General features: G+C 38.7%; 21 protein-coding genes. 9 read left to right on the top strand and 12 right to left on the bottom strand.

What is annotated here, in order from left to right; genetic code table 11:
* Positions 1–79 precede the first annotated feature (79 nt).
* The 7 genes from RM549_RS06925 to RM549_RS06895 all read right to left on the bottom strand — a co-directional run bounded on the left by RM549_RS06925 (position 80) and on the right by RM549_RS06895 (position 7,879).
* Positions 80–784, bottom strand: a complete 705-nt coding sequence (locus tag RM549_RS06925; RefSeq protein WP_311683121.1) for a DUF8692 domain-containing protein — start codon at positions 782–784, stop codon at positions 80–82.
* Positions 785–1,502: 718 nt separating this feature from the next.
* Entirely contained in the window at positions 1,503–4,865 is a 3,363-nt protein-coding gene (secA, locus tag RM549_RS06920; protein WP_311683119.1) for a preprotein translocase subunit SecA, read from the bottom strand.
* An 87-nt stretch (positions 4,866–4,952) separates the two neighbouring features.
* A complete protein-coding gene (locus tag RM549_RS06915) occupies positions 4,953–5,174 on the bottom strand; it encodes a DUF2795 domain-containing protein (protein WP_013070580.1) in 222 nt (73 codons plus the stop codon).
* A 150-nt stretch (positions 5,175–5,324) separates the two neighbouring features.
* Positions 5,325–5,897: a cob(I)yrinic acid a,c-diamide adenosyltransferase gene (locus tag RM549_RS06910; RefSeq protein ID WP_311683117.1), complete on the bottom strand. Its 573-nt coding sequence runs from the start codon at positions 5,895–5,897 to the stop codon at positions 5,325–5,327.
* Positions 5,894–6,088, bottom strand: coding sequence for a hypothetical protein (locus RM549_RS06905; protein WP_311683115.1), 195 nt, complete (start codon positions 6,086–6,088; stop codon positions 5,894–5,896). Before RM549_RS06905 ends, RM549_RS06910 begins: the two co-directional genes overlap by 4 nt.
* A gap of 93 nt (positions 6,089–6,181) precedes the next feature.
* Positions 6,182–6,880, bottom strand: coding sequence for an ABC transporter ATP-binding protein (locus RM549_RS06900; protein ID WP_311683113.1), 699 nt, complete (start codon positions 6,878–6,880; stop codon positions 6,182–6,184).
* Between the two features lie 156 nt (positions 6,881–7,036).
* Positions 7,037–7,879, bottom strand: coding sequence for an O-methyltransferase (locus tag RM549_RS06895; protein ID WP_311683111.1), 843 nt, complete (start codon positions 7,877–7,879; stop codon positions 7,037–7,039).
* Between the two features lie 376 nt (positions 7,880–8,255).
* On the opposite strand from RM549_RS06895, the gene argS reads away from it, so the two are divergent.
* The 5 genes from argS to RM549_RS06870 all read left to right on the top strand — a co-directional run bounded on the left by argS (position 8,256) and on the right by RM549_RS06870 (position 14,585).
* On the top strand, positions 8,256–10,034 hold the full coding sequence (gene argS / locus RM549_RS06890) for an arginine--tRNA ligase (RefSeq protein ID WP_311683109.1): 1,779 nt from the start codon (positions 8,256–8,258) through the stop codon (positions 10,032–10,034).
* A 474-nt stretch (positions 10,035–10,508) separates the two neighbouring features.
* A complete protein-coding gene (locus RM549_RS06885; RefSeq protein WP_311683107.1) occupies positions 10,509–11,759 on the top strand; it encodes a DEAD/DEAH box helicase in 1,251 nt (416 codons plus the stop codon).
* Between the two features lie 154 nt (positions 11,760–11,913).
* On the top strand, positions 11,914–13,242 hold the full coding sequence (gene ffh, locus RM549_RS06880; RefSeq protein WP_311683105.1) for a signal recognition particle protein: 1,329 nt from the start codon (positions 11,914–11,916) through the stop codon (positions 13,240–13,242).
* A gap of 43 nt (positions 13,243–13,285) precedes the next feature.
* Positions 13,286–13,657, top strand: a complete 372-nt coding sequence (locus tag RM549_RS06875; protein ID WP_311683104.1) for a four helix bundle protein — start codon at positions 13,286–13,288, stop codon at positions 13,655–13,657.
* Positions 13,658–13,691: 34 nt separating this feature from the next.
* The gene (locus tag RM549_RS06870) at positions 13,692–14,585 is read left to right on the top strand and encodes a bifunctional 5,10-methylenetetrahydrofolate dehydrogenase/5,10-methenyltetrahydrofolate cyclohydrolase (protein ID WP_311683102.1); all 894 of its coding nucleotides are present in this window, start codon (positions 13,692–13,694) and stop codon (positions 14,583–14,585) included.
* Positions 14,586–14,591: 6 nt separating this feature from the next.
* Here RM549_RS06870 and RM549_RS06865 read toward each other — a convergent pair whose 3' ends face one another.
* From RM549_RS06865 to rluF, 4 genes are all read right to left on the bottom strand, one after another.
* Positions 14,592–15,020, bottom strand: a complete 429-nt coding sequence (locus tag RM549_RS06865; protein WP_311683101.1) for a YkvA family protein — start codon at positions 15,018–15,020, stop codon at positions 14,592–14,594.
* Between the two features lie 27 nt (positions 15,021–15,047).
* A complete protein-coding gene (locus tag RM549_RS06860; protein WP_311683100.1) occupies positions 15,048–16,067 on the bottom strand; it encodes an AI-2E family transporter in 1,020 nt (339 codons plus the stop codon).
* Between the two features lie 16 nt (positions 16,068–16,083).
* Positions 16,084–16,506 carry a VOC family protein gene (locus RM549_RS06855; RefSeq protein WP_311683099.1) on the bottom strand — a complete coding sequence of 141 codons (423 nt, stop codon included), beginning with the start codon at positions 16,504–16,506 and terminating at the stop codon, positions 16,084–16,086.
* Between the two features lie 125 nt (positions 16,507–16,631).
* Complete coding sequence (gene rluF, locus RM549_RS06850; RefSeq protein WP_311683098.1) at positions 16,632–17,471, bottom strand: 23S rRNA pseudouridine(2604) synthase RluF; 840 nt, start codon at positions 17,469–17,471, stop codon at positions 16,632–16,634.
* A gap of 194 nt (positions 17,472–17,665) precedes the next feature.
* On the opposite strand from rluF, the gene RM549_RS06845 reads away from it, so the two are divergent.
* From RM549_RS06845 to dnaG, 4 genes are all read left to right on the top strand, one after another.
* Positions 17,666–18,229 (top strand): RNA polymerase sigma factor, encoded by a 564-nt coding sequence (locus RM549_RS06845; protein ID WP_311683097.1) that lies wholly within the window; start codon positions 17,666–17,668, stop codon positions 18,227–18,229.
* Positions 18,216–18,998, top strand: coding sequence for a hypothetical protein (locus RM549_RS06840; RefSeq protein ID WP_311683096.1), 783 nt, complete (start codon positions 18,216–18,218; stop codon positions 18,996–18,998). Before RM549_RS06845 ends, RM549_RS06840 begins: the two co-directional genes overlap by 14 nt.
* Before the next feature lie 91 nt (positions 18,999–19,089).
* Positions 19,090–20,112 carry a hypothetical protein gene (locus RM549_RS06835; RefSeq protein ID WP_311683095.1) on the top strand — a complete coding sequence of 341 codons (1,023 nt, stop codon included), beginning with the start codon at positions 19,090–19,092 and terminating at the stop codon, positions 20,110–20,112.
* Positions 20,113–20,245: 133 nt separating this feature from the next.
* Positions 20,246–22,213 carry a DNA primase gene (gene dnaG / locus RM549_RS06830; RefSeq protein ID WP_311683093.1) on the top strand — a complete coding sequence of 656 codons (1,968 nt, stop codon included), beginning with the start codon at positions 20,246–20,248 and terminating at the stop codon, positions 22,211–22,213.
* Here dnaG and RM549_RS06825 read toward each other — a convergent pair.
* Positions 22,206–22,844, bottom strand: coding sequence for a response regulator (locus tag RM549_RS06825; protein ID WP_311683091.1), 639 nt, complete (start codon positions 22,842–22,844; stop codon positions 22,206–22,208). The two genes, dnaG and RM549_RS06825, sit on opposite strands and share 8 nt — an antisense overlap.
* Positions 22,845–22,922 lie beyond the last annotated feature (78 nt).

Genomic DNA, 22,922 nt, shown 5'->3' with positions numbered 1-22,922 from the left:
TGGCAATTATCGACCCGTATTCAATTTACTCTTACGTAACAAATTCGGTTTAAGAAGGAGAGGGGAGTTTATACGGCTGCTATTGCAATTTTTCAACTGGCTTTGGGTCTATTCTATATTTTTTCATAAAATCCAGCAGGGCATATATAAACAAAGCCACTCCTAACATCTCGAAAAGTTCTTCAAATGTAGCGAGTGTGAAAATAACCGGATCTAATGTCACCTCTTCATGAGTTAATTCTCTCTGAAATACGATGTTTGCGGCTATGCTTTCCAGTACGACAGCACCAGATACAAATATAACACCGGCAAATATAAATTGAAACAAGGTCTTTTTTGGTAGGGACAATAGCGGCCTTGCAAAGATAACAGCGAGGAGAATTATAGCTATGATGTAGGTAACAACCCAGTTATAGAAAAATATACTTTCTTCTTCAAAGCTATAAGTGTTTGTGGGTATTCTTTCATGAATTGTAAATAATTCATCCAGTCCTAAAAATAGGAATACCAGGCTCAATGTACCCCAAAACCATTTTCTGTTCTTTAATTGCAGCTTACTAAGCGCAATAGCGGCTAGCAAATATGATGCTGATAAATGCAGTATTACAGAAAATAGAGTAGGTAAATTTCTTTCATTATTAAAATTAAGTTTCCTAAAGAAAAAGCTTTCGGGATCAAGATTATTATTTTCCAGGTACAAATAGGATCCTATGTGCAACAAGAGTAGGGTTGCAATGATACTCAAAAGATTTAGAAAAGTCTTTTTTGGAGGTAATTTTTTCATTAAATGAACAGGGATGTGGAATCCTTAAAAGTGGAATTCTGGTTTTTATATTATTCGAAATTTCTTGTATTGGGGCTAACTGCCTTTCGCAGGTACTATTGTATTTTCAGGTCATTATAGTATAAGCCGGGGGTCTGAAGTGTCACCTTATAAATGTTGCATTAAATCAATACCTAATAACATTTTAATGAGATACTTCCCACTCTCCCTTTAAAAAGGAAATTTTAGTAGTATCAAAAATTTTCCAAAATTGGATCGCTTTCTATTTGATCAATAAAATTAATATTGTTGAAAATTTAATTAAAGTGGTCTGTTGTAAAAGACGAAAGCAAATAGATTTTAATTCAGGAATTTTCTTTTATGCCAGCACTGCCTTCTTTAAAGCAAAATTAAATAATTTCTTTTTAAATAATATTAATCAAGTTTTAAGTTTAAAATTTTTTTGTCAATTGAATATTTCACTGTTTAAATTTTCATTGCTGTGGTTAATAGAGGATCTCAAAAATGGCAATTATCGACCATACCACCTCCACCATCAGCTATCCCTGTTTTATAAGGAGGAAAACTTCTGTAATTAGCTCACTTTAGCATTGCCTCAAAAATGGCTTTTATCGGCCTGTAGTTAATTGCTACGGACTACATAGGGCAAACAAAAATCCCGAAAAACCATTTTCAGTTTTTCGGGATTTTTTATTTCGTCTACAGTCTAGTCTACGATCTATTTATTCTCCACAAGTACCCAGTCTCCTTTGTCTAACAGGGGGATAGCTTGTTTATATTTCAAAGTTTTATTTTCACCAGTCATTACATTTTTTACCGTGATTTTGTCGTTACGACCAATTTTAGGTTTGTCCCTAACAACAGTTTCTGTAACCTGAGGCTTTGGTTGCTGCCGTTGTCCTGCAGCACGGTTTTGAGCAGCTCTCTCATCTATATTCTGGATTTCCTCTTTAGAAGCTTCAACTTTTTCACGTCTTCTCGTTTGTTGTGCTTCCCGAATATTAGAAACATTTCCTTCAGGAATTTCTCCTTTAAACAGAAATCCGATAACATCCCTGTTTACCTGATCCAGCATAGTTTTGAAAAGTTCAAAAGCTTCAAACTTATAGATTAATAACGGATCTTTTTGTTCGTGAACTGCCAGCTGAACACTTTGTTTCAGCTCATCCATTTTTCTTAAATGCGTTTTCCAGGAATCATCAATGATTGCAAGGGTAATATTCTTCTCAAAATCTTTTACCAGCTGCTTTCCTTCAGTTTCATAAGCTTTCTTCAGATTTGTGACTACCTGTAAGGTTTTGCTGCCATCTGTAAAAGGAACCGAGATGCGTTCAAAATTGTTCCTTTCATCTTCATAAACCTGCCTGATCACGGGGAATGCCCTGGAAGCGCTGTGTTCCATCTTTTCCTCGTAATGTTTGTATGCAGCTTTATAAACTTCGCCTGCTATTTTCTGAACCGTCATTTTTTCAAATTCTTCTTCAGAAACAGGAGAGCTCATTGAGAAGTATCGGATAAGCTCAAATTCAAAGTTTTTATAGTCCATCGCCGCTTTGTTTGTTTCAGCGATAGCTTCCGAAGTGTCAAATATCATGTTTGCGATGTCTACTCTCAGGCGCTCCCCAAAAAGGGCGTGGTATCTACGTTTGTAAATCACCTCCCTTTGAGCGTTCATCACATCATCATATTCCAGCAGACGTTTACGAATCCCAAAGTTATTCTCTTCCACTTTTTTCTGAGCCCGTTCGATAGACTTGGAAATCATAGAATGCTGGATAACTTCACCTTCTTCAAGACCCATTTTGTCCATTAATTTCGCAATCCTGTCAGACCCAAAGAGACGCATCAGGTTGTCCTCAAGGGAAACATAGAATTGAGAACTTCCCGGATCTCCCTGTCGTCCACTACGACCTCTTAACTGCCTGTCTACACGACGGGAATCGTGACGCTCTGTACCTACAATGGCAAGACCACCGGCATCTTTCACTTCTTTGCTAAGCTTAATATCGGTACCACGACCTGCCATGTTGGTGGCGATGGTCACGATTCCCGATTTACCGGCTTCAGCAACAATATCTGCTTCCTTTTTGTGCATTTTCGCATTCAGGACGTTATGCGGAACACTTCGAAGTTTAAGCATCCTGCTCAGTAATTCCGATATCTCCACGGAAGTTGTACCAATAAGAACCGGCCTTCCCTGTTTGGAAAGATCGGTAACATGGTCGATCACTGCATTATATTTTTCACGTTTGGTTTTGTAAACCAAATCTTCTTTGTCATTTCTGGCAATAGGACGGTTTGTTGGGATTTCAACAACATCAAGTTTATATATCTCCCAGAACTCCCCGGCTTCGGTTACCGCAGTACCCGTCATACCCGAAAGTTTGCGGTACATTCTAAAGTAATTCTGAAGCGTTACCGTTGCAAAAGTTTGTGTGGCATCTTCAATTTTTACATTCTCTTTTGCTTCGATAGCCTGGTGCAGCCCGTCGCTATAACGACGACCTTCCATGATACGACCGGTTTGCTCATCCACAATCTTAACTTTATTGTCGATCACCACATATTCGGTGTCCTTTTCAAATAAAGTATAAGATTTAAGCAACTGGCGCATCGTATGGATACGCTCACTTTTTACGCTGTATTCACGGAAAAGTTCTTCTTTCTTTTCTGCTTCTTCCTCTTTTGGCAACCCTTCTTTTTCAATTTTTGCGATTTCCATACCAATTTCCGGCATCACAAAGAAATCGGGATCGTTCTCCCCGGAAAGGAATTCAATTCCTTTATCGGTAAGGTCAATCTGATTGCTCTTTTCTTCAATAGTAAAGTAAAGTTCTTCATCAACTTTAGGCATCTCGCGGTTGTTATCCTGCATGTAGTGATTTTCGGTTTTTTGCAGTAACTGCTTAATTCCTTCTTCACTTAAATATTTAATGAGAGCTTTATTTTTTGGAAGTCCGCGATAAACCCTAAGTAATTGTTTTCCACCTTCCTGAGTATCTCCTGCAGCAATAAGTTTTTTCGCTTCAGCAAGAATTTTTACGAGGTGTTTGCGTTGTACTTCAACAATATTGGCAACGGCTGGCTTCAACTGATCAAACTCGTGAACGTCACCTTTTGGAATAGGACCAGAAATAATAAGTGGCGTACGGGCATCATCAATTAAAACAGAATCCACCTCATCAACAATAGCGTAATTATGCGGGCGCTGTACAAGATCGTTTGGTGCATGGGACATATTATCCCTTAGATAATCAAAACCGAATTCGTTGTTGGTTCCGTAGGTGATATCGGCATTGTATGCTTTTCTTCTTGCTGCGGAATTTGGGCGGTGATAATCTACACAATCTACGCTAAGACCATGGAATTCGAAGATTGGAGCCATCCAGGCGCTATCCCTTTTTGCAAGGTAATCGTTAACGGTTACAAGATGAACCCCTTTACCCGTTAAGGCATTGAGGTACATTGGGAGGGTGGCCACAAGGGTTTTACCTTCCCCGGTATGCATCTCTGCAATTTTTCCCTGGTGCATTGCAACACCACCAATTAGCTGAACATCATAATGAACCATGTCCCAGGTCACCGGTTTCCCGGCAGCATCCCAGGAGTTGTCCCATACTGCATAATCACCATCCAGGTTCACATAATCTTTTTCAGCAGAAATTTCGCGGTCAAAAGAAGATGCTTTTACCCTTAACTGAGTGTTATTTACAAATCGTTTGGCGGTTTCTTTAACAGTAGCGAAGGCTTCGGGAAGAATCTCATTTAAAACACCTTCTGAAATTTCATAAGATTTATCTTTTAAAGCATCAATTTCAACGTAAATATCTTCCTTGCGGGTGATATCTTCAGATTCATCTGCTTCTTTTTCCAGTGCTATTATCTTTTCGTTCACTTCTTTTAAAGCATCTGCAATTTTTGCCTTAAACATAGCAGTTTTCGCTCGTAATTCATCAAGGCCCAGCGCTTCATATTCAGACTCATATGCCTTTATCTGGTCAACTATGGGTTGTATTTCTTTGACGTCTTTTTTCGATTTGTCGCCAACAAATACTTTTAATACAGAATCTAAAAAACTCATAAGTTTTTTGTTTTAATATGTTTCAAATGTAAGCAAAAAAAAAGCCTCACTTTGGAGACTTTTTTGCTTTATTTCTAATGGTTCGTGTCAATATTCATCCTCATTCCAGAGATAATCATCATCTGTGGGATAGTCTGGCCAAATTTCCTCAATAGAATCGTAGGAATCTCCTTCATCCTCGATGGCCTGTAGATTTTCAACAACTTCTAAAGGCGCACCCGTTCTAATTGCATAGTCTATTAACTCATCTTTTGTGGCAGGCCATGGCGCATCACTTAAGTAAGATGCTAATTCTAAAGTCCAATACATGATCGAATCTGGTTTATAATTTTTGCAAAAATAAATTTTTTGCTGATATAGCCAAGAAAAAAATCTTATAATTATTCAATACCGTTAAGAACTTACTCTAAAACCTTAATTTTTGCAAAAATAAATTTTAGAAGAGGGAAAATGAAACTTCTAGGATTTTTGTGGGATCCATTTTATTTCTTCCGACTGGAAGTAATTTGTCAATTTTCGTGCCAGCACAAAAAGATAATCAGAGAGTCTGTTGAGATATTTTAGAACCAAATCGTCAAAAGCTTCAATTTCATAAAGAGCTGTGGCTAAACGTTCTGCTCTACGGCAAACACAACGTGCGATGTGACAGAATGACACGCTTTGATGACCGCCCGGAAGTACAAAATGCGTCATTTCGGGAAGTTCCTCATTCATCTTATCCATTTCTTCTTCAAGAAACGCTATGTCTTCTTCAGAAATTTTCGGAATGGATAACCGCTGTTGTCCATTTTTAAGCACAGCCTTTTCGGGATCTGTAGCCAGGATCGACCCAATTGTAAAGAGACGGTCCTGAATCTTGATCAGGTTTTGCTTAATATAATTTTCAATATCCTGGTCGCGTAGAAGTCCAATATGGGAGTTAAGTTCGTCTACAGTGCCGTAGCTTTCAATCCTAATATGATGTTTCGGGACGCGGGTACCGCCGAATAGCGCAGTAGTTCCTTTGTCACCGGTTCTGGTGTATATTTTCATGTTTTATTTTTGTCCTGAAAATTTTCTTCAGATTTTTCCTGCTTTCTGCGTTCCAAATACCTTCTTCTAAAATTTCTGTTTTTTCTATTTTTCCGATTGTTCTTTGCGCGTCTCGAGTTCCTGCTGAAGTAGATAAAAATAGCAGCGATAATAGCAAGGTAAAGCCAGGTTTCCTGATCAAAATCAAGCATCTTGGGTTCTTTTCACGAAGATAAGAAAGTTTTACGTGAATGGGAAAAGTCAAATAAACAATAAGCAATCAACAATAAGTAAACTTTTCAGGATTACCTGCTTATCACTTCCTTTCTTTCGTCACTTTCTACAATACCATCTTTAAGACGGATAATGCGATGTGCATGTTCTGCAATATCTTCTTCATGAGTTACCAGGATAACCGTATTGCCCGCAGCATGTATTTCATCAAAAAGGTGCATGATTTCTACCGAAGTTTTGGAATCCAGGTTTCCGGTAGGTTCATCGGCAAGGATTATTGAAGGTTTGTTCACCAGGGCGCGGCCAACAGCAACACGCTGTCTTTGCCCGCCGGAAAGTTGATTGGGCTTGTGATCCATACGGTCACCAAGACCTACGTTGGTAAGAACCTCTTTTGCCCGTTTAGTCCTTTCAGTTTTTGAATATCCTGCATAAACCATAGGTAAAGCAACATTATCCAGGGCGGTAGTACGTGGTAAAAGGTTGAATGTCTGAAAAACAAAACCAATTTCTTTGTTCCGTACCTCAGCCAGTTCATCATCAGTCATCTTGCTTACATCTTTTCCGTTGAGGATATAAGATCCCGAAGTTGGAGTGTCAAGACAACCCAGTAAATTCATAAGAGTAGATTTCCCAGATCCTGAAGGTCCCATAAATGCCACGTATTCTCCACGTTCAATTTTCAGATCGATTCCTTTAAGTACTTTCACGGTTTCCTGGCCCAGTGGAAAATCACGGGTAATGCTGGTAATTTCGATGACTCTGCTCATTTGTAAAGCTGTTTTCAAAGGATAAGACGCAAGTTAAAGAGATTTGTTACAACTGTACAATTTTTATGGTGTAGAGTGAAGAAGGAAAAGAGGAACTGCAAAAGGAAACTCATTAAATTTAAACTCGTTGACTTTTTGATTTAATTAGCCTACAGTCTACAGTCTTATAACAAAATGCTGCTTGGCCTGTTCTATTCTGAAGAAAATAAGTCCCCAGTAAAAAGTATCTATGGAAACCGTGACTTCAGGATGTTTTTTTATTTCTTCCCAGGCCTCTTCCATTTCCGGCGACCAGTGAATATCGTCAAAAATAAAAACTGAATTGTTTTTAGCAGCAGGCAGTAATTTATGGAAGTATTCTAAGGTAGGCTGCTTTTGGTGATTTCCGTCGAAGAATACCAGGTTGTAATTCGTAGTTTGTAAATTGTTGTTTGTTTCTCCTCCTGCCGTTTGCTCTTCTCTTTTCTCTTTCTTGTTTTCTCTTTCCACTTTCCACTCTCCTCTCTGTCGTCTCTTGCCTCCTTTCTCTTGATTCCTGAGTCCTGACTCACTTTCCTCTTTCCACTTTCCACCAACAACTTCCTCCAGCGCATCTTCAAATTTGCCAATTTTCATCTGAATATTATTATTTAATCCGAATCTGTCGAATTGCTGTTGGGCAATATTTGCCGTTTCGGGGCAACCTTCTACAGTCAGCACGTTAGTGCTTTTATTCGCAGCCATTGCTGAAGTAGCTATTCCGAGCGAAGTTCCCAGTTCCAGCACATTTTTACATTCAAGGTAGTTCACCAGCCGGTAAAGAAGCTTTGCACGCTTCCTCGAAATCCCTGCATTCTTTGCCACTGCTGAAATTTTTCTTTTATCAGAACTGAAAACCCTGCTTCCCGCACCAAAGTCGGTTACTTTGATGAAATTATCATTCTTCAGTAAGCTTCTCCGGAAGGATTTTAGAAGATCATACGCTGGATACTTTTCTTTATCATAAAAACACTTTGTCACCAGTGCATAAACAAAAGGGGAGTGGAGCCCGTGCTGGTTTTGGCTTTTTAGGAGGAAGGATATGTAGGATTTTAGAAGGTGCAAAGAAGAAGTGTCTGTTGTTTATCAGATAAAATGAGAGAGGGAAAATAAAAAGTTATTTTTCACCTTTTGATTTGATGTAACGCTGTAAAGTTCCAATCATTTTTTAGATATTCAAAATTGGAATATACCTCTTCCATAATTAAAAATTTTTTAAAGGCATGAACTCCACTTTTACCCTTCACCCAAACATTAAAGATAGCTATTTGAGTGTAAAGCCTGTAGGCAAACATCTAATTTCTCTTATCTTTGCACCTTCTTATTCAGATTTTAATTATAAAAAACATAAGACCAAATGGCAATCCAAAGCATTCTTGCAACCCACGTAAAAGAAGCTGTTAAAAAAATTCATGATGTTGAAATCAACCAGGTAGAATTTCAGCCTACCCGTAAGGATTTTGAGGGTGATGTAACGTTGGTTACGTTTCCTATGTTGCGCCAGGTCAAAACTAATCCTGCAAAGTTAGGGCAGGAAATTGGCAATTATCTTCAGGAAAATGTTGCTGAGGTTTCCCATTTTAATGTGGTGCAGGGATTTTTAAATATTGTGCTGAGTAATTCTTTCTACCTCAATTTCTTCGGAAATATGAAGAACAGGGAAGATTTCGGAATTCTTCTTCCGGCTCAGGATGCCAAAGGAATTATGGTAGAATATTCCTCGCCAAACACAAATAAACCTTTACATCTTGGCCATATCCGGAATAACTTATTAGGCTATTCGGTTTCAGAAATTCTTAAAGCTGCCGGAAATAAAGTCTATAAAACCCAGATTATAAATGACCGCGGAATCCATATTTGTAAATCCATGCTGGCCTGGGAGCACTTCGGAAATGGAGAAACTCCTGAATCGACAGGGCTTAAAGGAGATAAATTAGTTGGAAATTATTACGTAAAATTCGATCAGGAATACAAAAAAGAAATTGCTGAGTTAAAGGAAAAAGGTCTTTCTGAAGAAGCTGCAAAAGCTGACGCTCCTATTTTGGTTAAAGCAAAACAAATGCTGCTTAAATGGGAAGCGGGAGATCCTGAAGTGGTTGCGCTCTGGGAAAAGATGAATCAGTGGGTTTACGATGGTTTTGAGAAAACCTATGATGCATTGGGAGTGGATTTTGATAAAAATTATTACGAAAGTAACACCTATCTTCTCGGGAAAGACGTGGTAAACCAGGGGCTGGAAAAAGGAGTTTTTTATCGAAAAGACGACGGCAGTGTTTGGATAGATCTTACAGACGAAGGCCTGGATGAGAAAATTGTGCTTAGAAGCGATGGCACGGCGGTTTATATGACGCAGGATATTGGTACCGCCATCCAACGAGTAAAGGATTTCGATATAAACGGAATGGTTTATACGGTAGGAAACGAACAGGATTATCACTTTAAAGTGCTTTTCCTTATTCTGAAAAAACTTGGTTTCGATTGGGCAGATTATCTCTACCACCTTAGCTACGGAATGGTGGATTTACCTAGCGGAAAAATGAAAAGCCGCGAAGGAACGGTTGTAGATGCCGATGATCTTATTGTTGAAATGAAGGAAACAGCGCGTACTATTTCTGAAGAATTAGGAAAATTAGACGGCTATTCTGAGGAAGAAAAGGACGAATTGTATCGCACCATTGGCCTTGGAGCCTTAAAATATTATATCCTGAAGGTGGATCCTAAAAAACGGATTTTATTCGATCCAAAGGAATCGGTGGATTTCCAGGGAAATACCGGTCCGTTTATCCAGTACACCTACGCCAGGATCCAGTCAATTATAAGAAAAGTCAGTTTTGACCACAGGAAAGATGTCCCGGCAGACTATCAATTGCACGACAAGGAGAAAGAATTGATAAAGCAGCTTCAGCTTTATCCTGAAACGGTGCAGTTGGCAGCAGAGAATCATAGTCCGGCGCTTATCGCGAATTATACCTACGAACTGGTGAAAGAATTTAATTCATTTTATCAAAATGTGACTATTCTGGGCGCAGACGAACTGGCAGAGAAGGTTTTTAGAGTACAATTATCGCAAGCCGTCGGAAATGTAATAAAATCTTCTTTCGCTTTATTAGGAATCCAGGTTCCGGAGAGAATGTGATTTGAGGTACGAGGTGATGAAGTTAGAAGTACGAAAGTTATTATGCCGATAATTGCCAATTTAGAGCCTTCATCTTTTTAGAGGAGAGAGTATGAAGAATTTATTCGAGCATTCGTAGTAAATTTATAGATTTATAATTGTTATTTTAGATCGTTCACCGTAAACTGAATAAGGAAACAGGAGATAAGAATCAGGACACTCGCTAAAAAGGATTCTGCGGAAGCTCTCTGAGTTTACTTGTGGATTGGTGGGAAAATTTAGAATCGAAAATTGCCATTTTAACAGTCTCTTTTCTTTGAAACCTGAAACCTGAAACCTGGAACTTTGACAACAGACAACAGACAACAGACAACCCCACAACTCCGCTAAACCCCACTTAAACCCCAAAAATAGATTAGCTCGGGAATTAGCCGTACCTTTGCCGCTTATATAAAAATGGCATAGCTTAAAATTGTCATTTTTTAAACAATTTTTATGTCATTTAAATCATTGGGTCTGTCTGAACCCTTGCTGAAAGCAATTAGCAAAAAAGGACACACTACGCCTTCACCTATCCAGGAAAAGGCAATTCCGTTTATTTTAGAAGGAAGAGATATTTTAGCATCGGCGCAAACAGGGACAGGCAAAACTGCCGGTTTTACTTTGCCAATGCTTCAAATATTATCTGAAGGAGAAAATTTAAGAAAAAGACCGGTTCGCGCTTTAGTTTTAACCCCAACAAGGGAACTTGCTGCACAGGTTTTAGAAGATGTTAAAGATTACAGTACCTTTCTTGACCTTAAGTCGCACGTGATTTTTGGCGGAGTGAACTCCGCACCACAAATCCGCGCTTTGCGTCAGGGAGTAGATATATTGGTGGCAACGCCTGGACGTTTGCTGGATTTGCATCAGCAAAAAGCATTTACTCTATCCAATATTGAAATTTTGGTTTTGGATGAAGCTGACAGGATGCTGGATATGGGATTTCTTAGAGATATTAAGAAAATCCTTGCACTCATGCCGGAAAAGCGCCAGAATTTGCTGTTTTCGGCAACCTTTTCAAAGGATATAAAGCAACTGGCGAATACTTTCCTTACAAAACCTGTTTTAGTTGAAGCTACTCCGGAAAATACAACAGCAGAAAAGGTAGACCAGAAAGTTTACAGAACCAACAAATCGAAGAAGACTGCTTTAATTACCAAGTTGATTTCAGACGGAAACTGGGAACAGGTGCTGGTTTTTACCAGAACTAAACACGGTGCAAACCGCCTAAGTGAAAAACTGGAAAAAACCGGAATCACTTCCGCAGCAATCCATGGAAATAAAAGTCAGGGTGCACGAACAAAAGCACTCGACGGATTCAAAAAAGGAAGGGTACGCGTACTTGTGGCGACAGATATTGCCGCCCGTGGCCTGGACATTCCGCTTTTACCACACGTAATAAACTATGAACTTCCTAATATTCCGGAAGATTACGTGCATAGAATAGGACGTACGGGAAGGGCAGGAGCCAGTGGGGAAGCAATTTCTTTGGTGAGTGTAGATGAAAATGAATATGTACGGGGCATCGAAAAACTTCTTGGGGAAACGCTGGAAAAAGAAGTGATGAGTGGATTCGAACCTACAGAAAGTCTTGATGAGGTTCTGGAAAGAAAGGCTGAAAACAAGGCAAACAATCGGCCACGCAGAAATAATAATAACAATAAGTCTAAGTCCGGCAGCAATTACGGCAGAAGGAGAAATTAGGTTTCAGAATAAATTTTGATTTATAAACCACTGTACTTTGTATGGTGGTTTTTTTGTTGGGAAACATTTTAATCTTCAATCTTTTCCGCATAACTGCCTTTGTAACTAAGTTGCCAATCCTTATCTTTGCAACTCTTAAAAACGTAGCAAGAATATGTTTGATAATTTAAGTGACAAGTTAGACAATGCCTTTCATGTCTTAAAAGGGCATGGCCAGATTACTGAAATTAACGTTGCAGAGACTTTAAAGGAAGTGCGGCGGGCTTTGGTAGATGCCGATGTTAACTATAAAATTGCAAAGGAATTTACCAGCAAGGTTAAGGAAAAGGCTCTTGGACAGGATGTACTTACGGCCTTAAAACCGGGCCAGATGTTGGTGAAACTTGTAAAAGACGAACTAACCCAACTCATGGGTGGTGAAGCTGCAGGAGTTAACTTATCAGGTAATCCGTCGGTTATTTTAATGTCCGGTTTACAGGGTAGTGGTAAAACAACATTCTCGGCAAAACTTGCGAATTATCTTAAAAATAAAAAAACTAAAAAACCACTTTTGGTTGCCTGTGATGTTTACAGGCCGGCGGCGATCAATCAGCTTCACGTCGTTGGAGAACAGGTTGGCGTTGAGGTTTTTAGTGATGAAGGAAATCAGGATCCGGTTGCAATTTCCAAAGCTGCGATTGCGTATGCTAAAGAAAACGGACACAATGTGGTGATCATAGATACCGCGGGTCGTCTGGCGATAGACGAGGCGATGATGACCGAAATTGCAAATATTCACAGTGCCATCCAGCCACAGGAGACGTTGTTTGTGGTAGATTCCATGACCGGGCAGGATGCAGTGAATACAGCGAAGACTTTTAACGAGCGCCTTAATTTTGACGGGGTTATCCTTACCAAATTAGATGGTGATACTCGTGGTGGTGCTGCAATCTCGATTAAATCTGTTGTAAACAAACCAATCAAATTTATTGGTACCGGTGAAAAGATGGATGCGATGGATGTGTTCTATCCTTCCCGTATGGCCGACAGGATTTTGGGGATGGGAGACGTTGTTTCCCTTGTGGAACGTGCCCAGGAGCAGTATGATGAAGAGGAAGCGAGAAAGCTTCAGAAGAAAATTGCCAAAAATAAATTCGGATTTGATGATTTTCTGAATCAGCTTCAGCAAATTAAGAAGATGGGTTCTATGAAAGATCTTCTTGGGATGATTCCGGGAGCAGGAAAAATGCTGAAGGATGTAGATATTGATGATGATGCCTTTAAAGGGATTGAAGCGATAATCCATTCAATGACTCCGGAAGAAAGAAGTAACCCGAAAATCATCAATTCCAGCAGAAAGAAAAGAATCGGAAAAGGATCAGGAACTTCTGTTCAGGAAGTTAATCAGCTCTTGAAGCAATTCAACCAGATGGGGAAAATGATGAAGATGATGCAAGGTGGCGGCGGCCGGCAGATGATGAATATGATGAAGGGGATGAAGTAAAAAATCAGTTTGCAGGGGCAGTAGGCAGTAAAATTTCGAATTAATGGATTTTAGATCATTAAAGGTTTATGAAATTGGTTTTGGCCTTGCAATGGACATTTTTAACCTGACAAAGGAATTTCCAAAAGAAGAGAGGTATTCCTTAACAGATCAGATCAGAAGAAGTTCGCGATCGGTATGTGCGAATGTTGCGGAAGCTTATCGAAAGCGGCGGTATCCTAATCACTTTATCAGTAAATTAACTGATAGTGATGCTGAAAATGCTGAAACTCAAAGTTGGTTAGAATTTGCTTATGCTTGTGAGTATATTAATAAAAATACCAAAGAAGAACTAAACCAAAAAAGTTTAGAAGTTGGAAAACTGCTAAACTATATGATAAACAATCCTGCTAGGTTTGGAGCAAGTAAAGAATGACTGCAAACTGAGACTGAACACTGCTAACTGAAATATGACAATACTCGACGGTAAGAAAATCAGCAACGACATTAAAAATGAAATTGCTGAAGAGGTTACAAAAATGAAAGAACGCGGAGAAAAAGTTCCGCATTTGGCTGCAATTATTGTTGGAAACGACGGTGCGAGCCTTACTTACGTAAATAGTAAAGTAAAATCCTGCAAGCAGGTAGGTTTTGAATCTTCTCTTTACAGATTGCCTTCTACCGTGAGTGAACTGGAGTTGCTGGATAAGATTGAAGAATTAAACCAGAATGATGATATCGATGGTTTTATTGTTCAACTTCCACTACCCAAACAAATCGATACTCAAAAAGTATTACTAGCTGTAGATCCCGACAAAGATGTGGATGGATTTCATCCTACGAATTTTGGGAAAATGGCTTTTGATATGACCTCCTTTATTCCGGCGACACCTTTCGGGATATTGGAATTACTGGAGCGATACGACATTCCCACCAAAGGAAAACATACTGTAGTAATTGGTAGAAGTTATATTGTGGGGAGACCAATGAGTATTTTAATGGGACGTAGCGGATTTCCGGGGAATTCTACCGTTACGCTTACCCACGAATTCACTAAGAACATTACCCAAATTACTTCCCAGGCAGATATTATTATTATCGCCGTTGGTATCCCTGATTTTCTTAAAGGGGAAATGATTAAAGATGATGCGGTTATAATCGATGTTGGAATCACACGGGTTCCAGATGAAGATAGTCCGCGAGGATATATTATTAAAGGAGATGTGGATTTCGAAAACGTAAGTAAACGTGCATCTTATATTACTCCGGTACCTGGAGGAGTAGGCCCTATGACGGTTTCTATGCTGCTAAAGAATACTTTGCTGGCCAGAGAACGTCACAGAGCACTAAAAAAACAACAGTAAAACTAATTACGCAAATTCTGGTTCTTCCTCTTCTTCAGAATCTCCTTCAGCGAGTTTCCAGTCAAGATAGCTATGTAAATCGGTTTCCAGGAATCTCAGGGTTATCGTCATGATTGCAAAATCATCTATGTATCCCAGTCCCGGAATAAAATCAGGTACAATATCAAAAGGATTCAGAATATATAAAAATGCGAAGGTAATAGCAGCGATTGAAAACCAGGGTATGTTTCTGTAAGTGCCGCTGCGGTAATCCTGTAGCATACCAAACATCAATTTACCTATTTCGGTATATTTTTTCAACATACTGGAATTAAGTATCTTGTCTGAAATTTGCTCCTGGTTTTCCGCAGCAATTTTTACATCTCCGTCATCAATTTTAGAGGCTCCTTCTTTCAGGTACTTCTCGTCTAATTCTTTGAGTTTTTTTTCTAACATAATTTACATTTTAATTATTTATTCCTGTTACAATGTATCATGACCATTACCGTATTCTTTTTTATAGATCTTAAGGATCAATAAAAACAAAGAGATAAGGATAGGTCCAAATATTAATCCAATAAAGCCAAATAAAGGTACGCCCACAACTACTCCAAAAAGGGTGATTAGCGGGTGCACGCTCGCCAGTTTTTCTAATACGTAAAGACGAATAATATTATCTGTTGCTCCTACCACTACAAGTCCATAAATTAAAATTGCAATGGCCTGTAAATTTTGGCCCTGTGCAAGAAGTAGAATGGTAACCGGTAATATCCCTAGTGCTGTACCAATAAAGGGAATCATAGATCCAACCGCTGTTATTACAAACCAGAAAAAGGGATCAGGAACACCTATAATTAGATACCCTATTAAAGCAATAATTCCCTGGCTTAAAGCTACAAGTGGTATTCCTAGCGCATTTGATTTTACCAGCTGATTGCTTTCTTCACCAATATGGGTAATATTATCCTTACCTAACGGAATATAAGCAATAAGGGAGTCTTTTAAAGCTTCTCGGTTTGTAAGCATATAATAGAGCATAAAATACATTATCCCTATTGCTATAAAAGCATCAAAAGTGCCTCCCGCCAAACTTTGAAGATTTGTGGAAATCCAGCTGGTTACAGAGGAAGTATCGATTGTCTGGCTTAAATTATAATTAAAATAATCTTCTAAAATAAATGTCTGTTCCTTTATAGCAGAAACCACCCTTTCTGAATTTGCCACTGCTTTTCCAATCTTAGAGGAAAGCATTAGCACAATTATTGTTACCGGCACTAGAATGCACACAAAAGAACCTGTCATTAAAAAGGCTGCTGCGAGACTGGGCTTCCATCCCCGGATTAGCAGTTTTCTCATCCAGTTTATAAGCAGCGCGTAAAGTGTAATGGCACCAAGTACTCCCGACAAATAGGGAATAATTTCCTTAAAAATTAAAACCGCTAAAAAAAGAATTAGCAATAGCACGAAAATCTGACGTACCAGAGCCGGTTTTAATGTGTTCATATAATTTTAGTTGAGGTTACTTGGCAAAAAGCTGGTCCATGTTTTTAAATGCTTTAAATTCTAAAGCATTTCCACATGGATCTTTAAAAAACATTGTAGCCTGTTCACCTACCTGTCCTTCAAAACGAATATAAGGTTCGATGACAAAATCAATGCCTTTGGATTGCAATATCTTGGAGAATTCCTGAAAAACATCCCATTGTAATACCACACCAAAGTGTGGGATTGGAACATCTTTTCCGTCTACAGGATTGCTGGCTGCAGCCGCAGTTTTTTCGGGTTCTTTATAATGAATTACCAGCTGATGTCCAAAAAAATTGAAATCCACCCAATGATCACTACTACGTCCTTCTCCACATCCAAGCGTTTCCTTATAGAACTTTCTGCACTTCTCAAGGTCAGATACGGGTATAGCAAGATGGAAAGGTTGTATTTTCATTTGTGCTGGGTAATTTATAGCTCATTAAAAAATTCACTTTGATTTGAGGAACCAGAGTAAATCAATTTCGTTTAAAATTAACAAGATATCTTTAGATCACGGCTAATGCCCGCGCTAATAATCTGTTAAGATTTGTCCCTACGGTTGCGCCTGGCTTTATGAGTGCTTTCTTTCTTCTGATTACGCTTTGCAGAATGTTCTTTTCTGCCGGAATTGTTGATTTTAGAGGCTTCTTCAGTCTTTACCGACTCATCTACCATTGTGTCGATGATTTTAAGCTCATCTTCGGTTAGTTCCCGCCATTTTCCCACGGGTACATCCAGTTGCACATTCATAATCCTGATGCGCTTTAAGGAGGTAACTTCGTAGCCTAAAAATTCGCACATCCTTCTAATCTGCCTGTTTAATCCCTGGGTAAGAATGATTCGAAATTCATATTTGCCTAATTGTTCTACCTCACATTTTTTGGTGGTTGTGCCCAGAATTGGGATTCCGGAGCCCATTCGGTTTATGAAATCCTTTGTAATTGGTTTATTAACACTTACAATATATTCCTTCTCGTGGTTGTTACGGGCACGCAGGATCTTATTTACAATATCGCCATCGTTGGTAAGGAAAATCAATCCTTCACTGGGTTTGTCCAGCCGGCCGATTGGGAAAATCCGTTTGGGATAATTAATGTAATCAATAATATTATCCTTTTCCACCCGCGTGTCTGTAGTGCAAACAATACCCACAGGCTTATTAAAAGCCAGATAAACATTCGGCTCCTTAAGTTCTTCTTTGGAAACTAATTTTCCATTTACCCGCACTTCATCTCCGGGAGCAACTTTAGTTCCCATTTCAGGGACTTTTCCATTAAGGGTAATTCTGCCCTGTTCGATTAATTTATCGGCTTCCCGTCGTGAGCAGTAGCCCACTTCACTCAGGTATTTATTGATTCTGGTAAGTTTAATTTCAGACATAAAATGAATTCTGTTTTGCAAAGATACAAGATTTAAATCCCAATAGGCACGTGCTCAAAATGGCAATTTTCGAGCTGTAATTTCTAAATGATCTTTTCTTCAGAAGAAATTTCAATAAAAAATTATAGGGTCAGGCAACCTTTTGTAACTTTTCTGCGTCTATATAAATAGAAGGCTCTAATAACAATTGTCAGGTGAAAGTAATTCAGCTTTTTAAAAACGATACGCGACTTATCAAGCGTGCTGCCAACAATAACCGGGAGGCGCAACAGCGGCTGTACGAGATACATTCGGGAAAAATGTTGAGCGTTTGCAGGCAGTATATTAAAGATCTTCATCATGCTGAAGAGGTAATGCTGAATGGGTTTTTTAAGGTTTTCACCAATCTAAATTCATTTAAAGGAGAAGGAAGTTTTGAAGGCTGGATCCGGAAAATAATGGTTAGGGAGGCAATTTCTTTTTTGCGTGCAAATCACAAAGTAGAATTTGAGCAGGAAGAAATGGCTGATTTTTCTGAAAGTGGGAACAATATTAATTCTGAATTAGAAGTGGCGCATTTGCAGCGATTAATCGATGATCTTCCCGAAGGTTACCGGATGGTTTTTGTAATGTATGCCGTAGAAGGATATAAACACAGCGAGATTTCGGAAATGCTGAATATTTCTGAAGGAACTTCGAAATCCCAATTGTTTAAAGCGAGAAAAATGTTGCAGGAGAAATTAAAATCACAAAGTACTACAGGTTATGGCACCAGATAAATTTGAAAAACATATTAAGGAGCAGCTCGAAAAAAGGCAAATATCGCCTTCTGAAAACAGCTGGGACAAATTGAGCAGCAGATTGGATGCTGAAGAGAGAAAATCATCTGGAATTAGTCGTAAATGGTGGATGGGAATGGCCGCTGCGGCAGTTACAGCGCTTCTCATTGGAACCTTTGTGGCGAAAACTGAAATTTTAGGCACTACACCTTCAATCGTAGATAATCCTACGGAAGAAATTGAAGAAAATAAGCCGACCCCTGAAAATGGCAATTATCGACCTGAAGCAGAACTTGCTTCCGAAGAAATTAAGGTAGAAGAGGAAAAAATGCAATCTGATAAAGAGAAAACTCTTCAGAAAGAGCAAAAAACAATCGAAAAAGCGCAGATAGCCGCTGTAGATGTTGAAATTCCGGAGAAAAGAGTAGAAAATTCCGCGGAAATCAGTGAAATAGCTGCTTCCGAAGAGGAAATGGTCGAAAATGAGGTGTTTGAGAGCAAATTGGAGCAGATAATTGCTGAAGTAAACGCCAAAGAGGCTCATGGGGATGAAATGACAAATGAAGAAGTGGACCAACTGCTGGCAAGTGCCGCAAAGGAGATAAGCAAAACTTCACAATTTCGATATACTGCGGGATCTGTAGATGCCCTTTCGCTGTTGGAAGATGTAGAGGAAGAACTGGATGCTTCTTTTAGAGATAAAGTCTTCGAAATGCTAAAAGATGGCTTTGTGCGAGCCAGGACTGCAGTTGCAACAAGAAATAATTAGACTAATTAATATAAATAATCATCACCATACCCGGCAGGGTCAATCATCAATCAACCTGGAGGAGAAATCCTTCACTAAAAAACCAAAAATTATGAAAACTGTTATTTTTTACGTTGCTCTTAGTTTATTCAGTTACGGAGTTTGCGAGGCGCAGACTTACGAAAATGAAAATGCTGAAAAAATAGAAAACCTTCAGAAGGAAAAAGAAGAAATTGTTGCTGAAGAAAAAGCGTCCTTAAAGGAAAAAGTAGAGAGAATAAATTCTCAGTTGGACAATGGAGAAATAACCAGACAGGAAGCTGAAAAACAGAAAAAGGAAGCCGCAAAAAAACATGCTTTAAATATAGAAAACCGGGTGGCTATTTTGGATAACAGGATTGCGCTGCTTTCCCGGGGCGAAGAGGAGGAAGATGAATCTGATAGTTTCTGGAGATTTGACTCTGAACCGAGCCGGGAAGAAGACGAAAATTATTACGCCAGGACAACTTCAGAATTTGTTATTGCTGCCGGATTCAACAATGCGCTTTCTGATGGGCAGTCAATACAGGATTCAAATTTTAAAATTGGTGGTAGCCGCTTTTTTGAAATAGGATGGGCGTGGAATACCCGTGTTTTTGAAAAATCGAACTGGTTAAGAATAAAATACGGAGTTTCGTTTCAGTTAAACGGACTAAAACCTACAGATAACCGCTATTTTGTTGAAGATGGTGATCTTACTTCTTTAGAAGAGTTTGAGTATAATCTGGATAAATCAAAATTTAGAATGGACAACCTGGTTTTTCCTGTACACTTTGAATTTGGTCCTTCCAGACGTTATGAATCTTATAAAGGTGTGAAATTTGACACTAATGAAATGTTTAAAGTTGGACTTGGAGGTTACGCCGGATTTAACATAGGAGAGCGCCAAAAACTGAAGTATGATCAGGATGGGGATAACGTAAAGGAAAAGCTTAAAAGCGACTATAACACTAATGATTTTGTCTACGGTCTTAGTGGATATATAGGCTGGGGAGCAACTTCGCTGTATGCAAAGTACGATCTTAATCCAATCTTCCAGGATCCTAATGCAGAATTAAACAATTTTTCTCTCGGTCTAAGGTTTGATCTGGACTAAATACTTGCAATTTTAAAAGGTGAAAACCTTATAGATTCCAGGAGGGATTTGTAAGGTTTTTTGCAGTTAAAGAGGTCATACAATGTGGATGAAATTGTATATTTTTGTGGTCATTCCAAAAAGTTACTAATCCTTGATTTCTAAAACCACAATCGACAATGTTTTCGAAACTTCCCGTGTAGAGGAAGTGATTGGCGATTTTGTACAGTTAAAAAAATCTGGAAGTAACCTAAAAGGGCTTAGTCCCTTCAGCGATGAGCGCACGCCGAGTTTTATGGTTTCACCCGTAAAGCAAATCTGGAAAGATTTCTCCAGCGGAAAAGGAGGGAACGTAATTGCTTTTTTAATGGAGCACGAACATTTTACGTATCCCGAAGCCATAAAATATCTCGCCAAAAAATACGGAATTGAGGTTGAAGAGACAGAACAAACTGATGAGCAAAAGCAGCAGGCAGATGAGAAGGAGAGTATGTATCTTGTCTCTGAATATGCAAGCAAGTATTTTCAAAAAATTCTACATAAAACCGATTCTGGAAATGCAATTGGCTTAAGTTATTTTAAGGAGCGTGGTTTTACTGCTGAAACGATTAAGAAATTCGATTTAGGATATTGCCTGGATGAGTGGGATGCTTTTACCAAAGAAGCATTGGGCAGCGGCTATAAACTGGATTACCTGGAAAAAACCGGACTTACCATTGTAAAAGGGGAGAAGCAGTTTGACAGGTTTAAGGGAAGGGTGATGTTCCCTATCCATTCTATGTCTGGCCGTGTTCTTGGTTTTGGGGGTAGAATCCTTACAAATGGAAAAAAGGCAGCCAAATACCTGAATTCGCCCGAAAGTGAAATTTACCATAAGAGTAAAGTCCTTTATGGGATTTATCATGCGAAGCAGGCGATTGCAAAAGAAGATAATTGTTATCTCGTAGAAGGTTATACAGATGTAATCCAGTTTAACCAGACGGGGATTGAGAACGTGGTATCTTCTTCGGGAACTGCATTAACTTCAGAGCAAATCAGGTTAATAAACCGGCTCACGAAAAATATAACTGTTCTTTTTGATGGCGATGCGGCGGGAACGAGAGCATCTCTGCGAGGTATCGACCTTATCCTGGAGCAGGGGATGAATGTGAGAGTCTGCACTTTCCCCGAGGGTGAAGATCCCGACAGTTTTGCGAAGAAGTATAGTGAGGAGGAGTTAAAGGTATTCTTACTGGAGAATGCCAATGATTTTATTACTTATAAAGCTTCGCTTCTTGTAAAAGAGGCAAAAAATGATCCCGTAAAAAAGGCTGATGTGATAAGGGATATGGTAAGCTCTATCTCGAAAATTCCGGATAATATTCAGCAGGAAATTTATATTCAGGAATGTGCCCGGATAATGGATATTTCTGAAGATGTTTTATTCACAACCCTGGCACAGCTTAACTCCAGAGATGCAAAAGGAAAGCCTTCCGGAAAAGAGCGTCCGAAAAAGGCTATGGATGTGGTTCGTGAAGAAACTTCTTCTATGAAAGTAGAAGTTGACCAATTATATGAACTGGAGAAAACAATTATTCGGATATTGTTGCTCTATGGCACTACAGAGGAAGAATTTGAAGATTTAATCTTAAAAGAAAACCTAAATGGGGAGCTATCTCTTGAACCTATAAAACAGAAGCAAAAAGTTTTTGAAAAAATTTATCTTGATTTACAGGAAGATGAAATAGCATTTGCGAATTTAAATTTTAGAATTATATATCAAACTTTGATCGATCGACTGAACGAAGATCCTAAATTTAATATAGAAGCTTTGATCAATGAAATTGACCCAGCTCAAGCTTCAAAGATTACAGATATATTAATGGATTCCGAGAAGTATGAACTTCATGACTGGGAAAGAATGGATATTTTTGTAAAGCATAAAAATCAACTAGAAGTTTCAGAAATAAATCAAGTCATTTTGGATCTTCGACTTCAACTTATTAAGCAGAAAATTGAAGATCTAAATGAAAATGCAAGAGAGGGAGTCAGTCATCAAACAAATGTTCTAGAAGAGATAATGGATTATAACCATCTAAAAGTTTTAATAACACGAAAATCCAATATTCTCCGATTTAGGTAATATTCAACTGCAGTAATCTCGACTGGGTTATAAGATCAGCCACATTATCTACTTTTAATTTTTTCAACAACCGGGTTTTATAGGTGCTTACGGTTTTCTCATTTATCGCCAGAGCTTCAGCAATATCTTTATTCCGCTTTCCTGAAGAAAGTAAGTTGAGTACTTCAGTTTCTCTTGTAGAAAGCTTTTTAAACTTCGCAATAAGCCCCCTGCCGTGTGAAATACCGGAATTTAAACGTTCTGTAATTTTTTTGTTGAGGTAAATCCCTCCTCGTGCTACCTGGTAAATTGCTTTTTCCAGTGTTTCAGGATCTGTCGTTTTTGAAATGTATCCGGCAGCCCCAGCCTTAATAGTGCTAAGCGCATACATTTCTTCAGGATGTGTACTGAATATCAGCATCCTGGTTCCGGGGTAATCCTGTTTAATTTTTCTTAAAGCATTTATTCCGTTTATCTGTGGTAAATCCAGTTCTATAATAAGGACATCCGGAACTCCATTTTCAAGAAATTTAAATAATTCGTCCCCATTGGTAACATTTCCGATAATTTGCAATGCCGGATTGTTCTTGAGGATAAAGCCAATACCCCGACTAATTACGGGATGATGGTCTGCGACTAATACTTTATACATAGTTGGCTGATATTGGCATGTATCAAACCGGGGGAATCTTAATACATGTATAATTACCTAAAAGTATATCATAATTTT

The sequence above is a fragment of the Autumnicola patrickiae genome (genome assembly GCF_031846525.1).
GTDB classification, from domain to species: Bacteria; Bacteroidota; Bacteroidia; order Flavobacteriales; family Flavobacteriaceae; genus Autumnicola; species Autumnicola patrickiae.
This window is presented reverse-complemented; position numbering and strand designations above follow the sequence as displayed.

Bases quoted from the DNA above. Each gene is read 5' to 3' on its own strand.
- RM549_RS06925 (WP_311683121.1), bottom strand. From the start codon at position 784: ATGAAAAAATTACCTCCAAAAAAGACTTTTCTAAATCTTTTGAGTATC.
- secA (WP_311683119.1), bottom strand. From the start codon at position 4,865: ATGAGTTTTTTAGATTCTGTATTAAAAGTATTTGTTGGCGACAAATCG.
- RM549_RS06915 (WP_013070580.1), bottom strand. From the start codon at position 5,174: ATGTATTGGACTTTAGAATTAGCATCTTACTTAAGTGATGCGCCATGG.
- RM549_RS06910 (WP_311683117.1), bottom strand. From the start codon at position 5,897: ATGAAAATATACACCAGAACCGGTGACAAAGGAACTACTGCGCTATTC.
- RM549_RS06905 (WP_311683115.1), bottom strand. From the start codon at position 6,088: ATGCTTGATTTTGATCAGGAAACCTGGCTTTACCTTGCTATTATCGCT.
- RM549_RS06900 (WP_311683113.1), bottom strand. From the start codon at position 6,880: ATGAGCAGAGTCATCGAAATTACCAGCATTACCCGTGATTTTCCACTG.
- argS (WP_311683109.1), top strand. From the start codon at position 8,256: ATGGCAATCCAAAGCATTCTTGCAACCCACGTAAAAGAAGCTGTTAAA.
- RM549_RS06885 (WP_311683107.1), top strand. From the start codon at position 10,509: ATGTCATTTAAATCATTGGGTCTGTCTGAACCCTTGCTGAAAGCAATT.
- ffh (WP_311683105.1), top strand. From the start codon at position 11,914: ATGTTTGATAATTTAAGTGACAAGTTAGACAATGCCTTTCATGTCTTA.
- RM549_RS06875 (WP_311683104.1), top strand. From the start codon at position 13,286: ATGGATTTTAGATCATTAAAGGTTTATGAAATTGGTTTTGGCCTTGCA.
- RM549_RS06870 (WP_311683102.1), top strand. From the start codon at position 13,692: ATGACAATACTCGACGGTAAGAAAATCAGCAACGACATTAAAAATGAA.
- RM549_RS06865 (WP_311683101.1), bottom strand. From the start codon at position 15,020: ATGTTAGAAAAAAAACTCAAAGAATTAGACGAGAAGTACCTGAAAGAA.
- RM549_RS06860 (WP_311683100.1), bottom strand. From the start codon at position 16,067: ATGAACACATTAAAACCGGCTCTGGTACGTCAGATTTTCGTGCTATTG.
- RM549_RS06855 (WP_311683099.1), bottom strand. From the start codon at position 16,506: ATGAAAATACAACCTTTCCATCTTGCTATACCCGTATCTGACCTTGAG.
- rluF (WP_311683098.1), bottom strand. From the start codon at position 17,471: ATGTCTGAAATTAAACTTACCAGAATCAATAAATACCTGAGTGAAGTG.
- RM549_RS06840 (WP_311683096.1), top strand. From the start codon at position 18,216: ATGGCACCAGATAAATTTGAAAAACATATTAAGGAGCAGCTCGAAAAA.
- RM549_RS06835 (WP_311683095.1), top strand. From the start codon at position 19,090: ATGAAAACTGTTATTTTTTACGTTGCTCTTAGTTTATTCAGTTACGGA.
- RM549_RS06825 (WP_311683091.1), bottom strand. From the start codon at position 22,844: ATGTATAAAGTATTAGTCGCAGACCATCATCCCGTAATTAGTCGGGGT.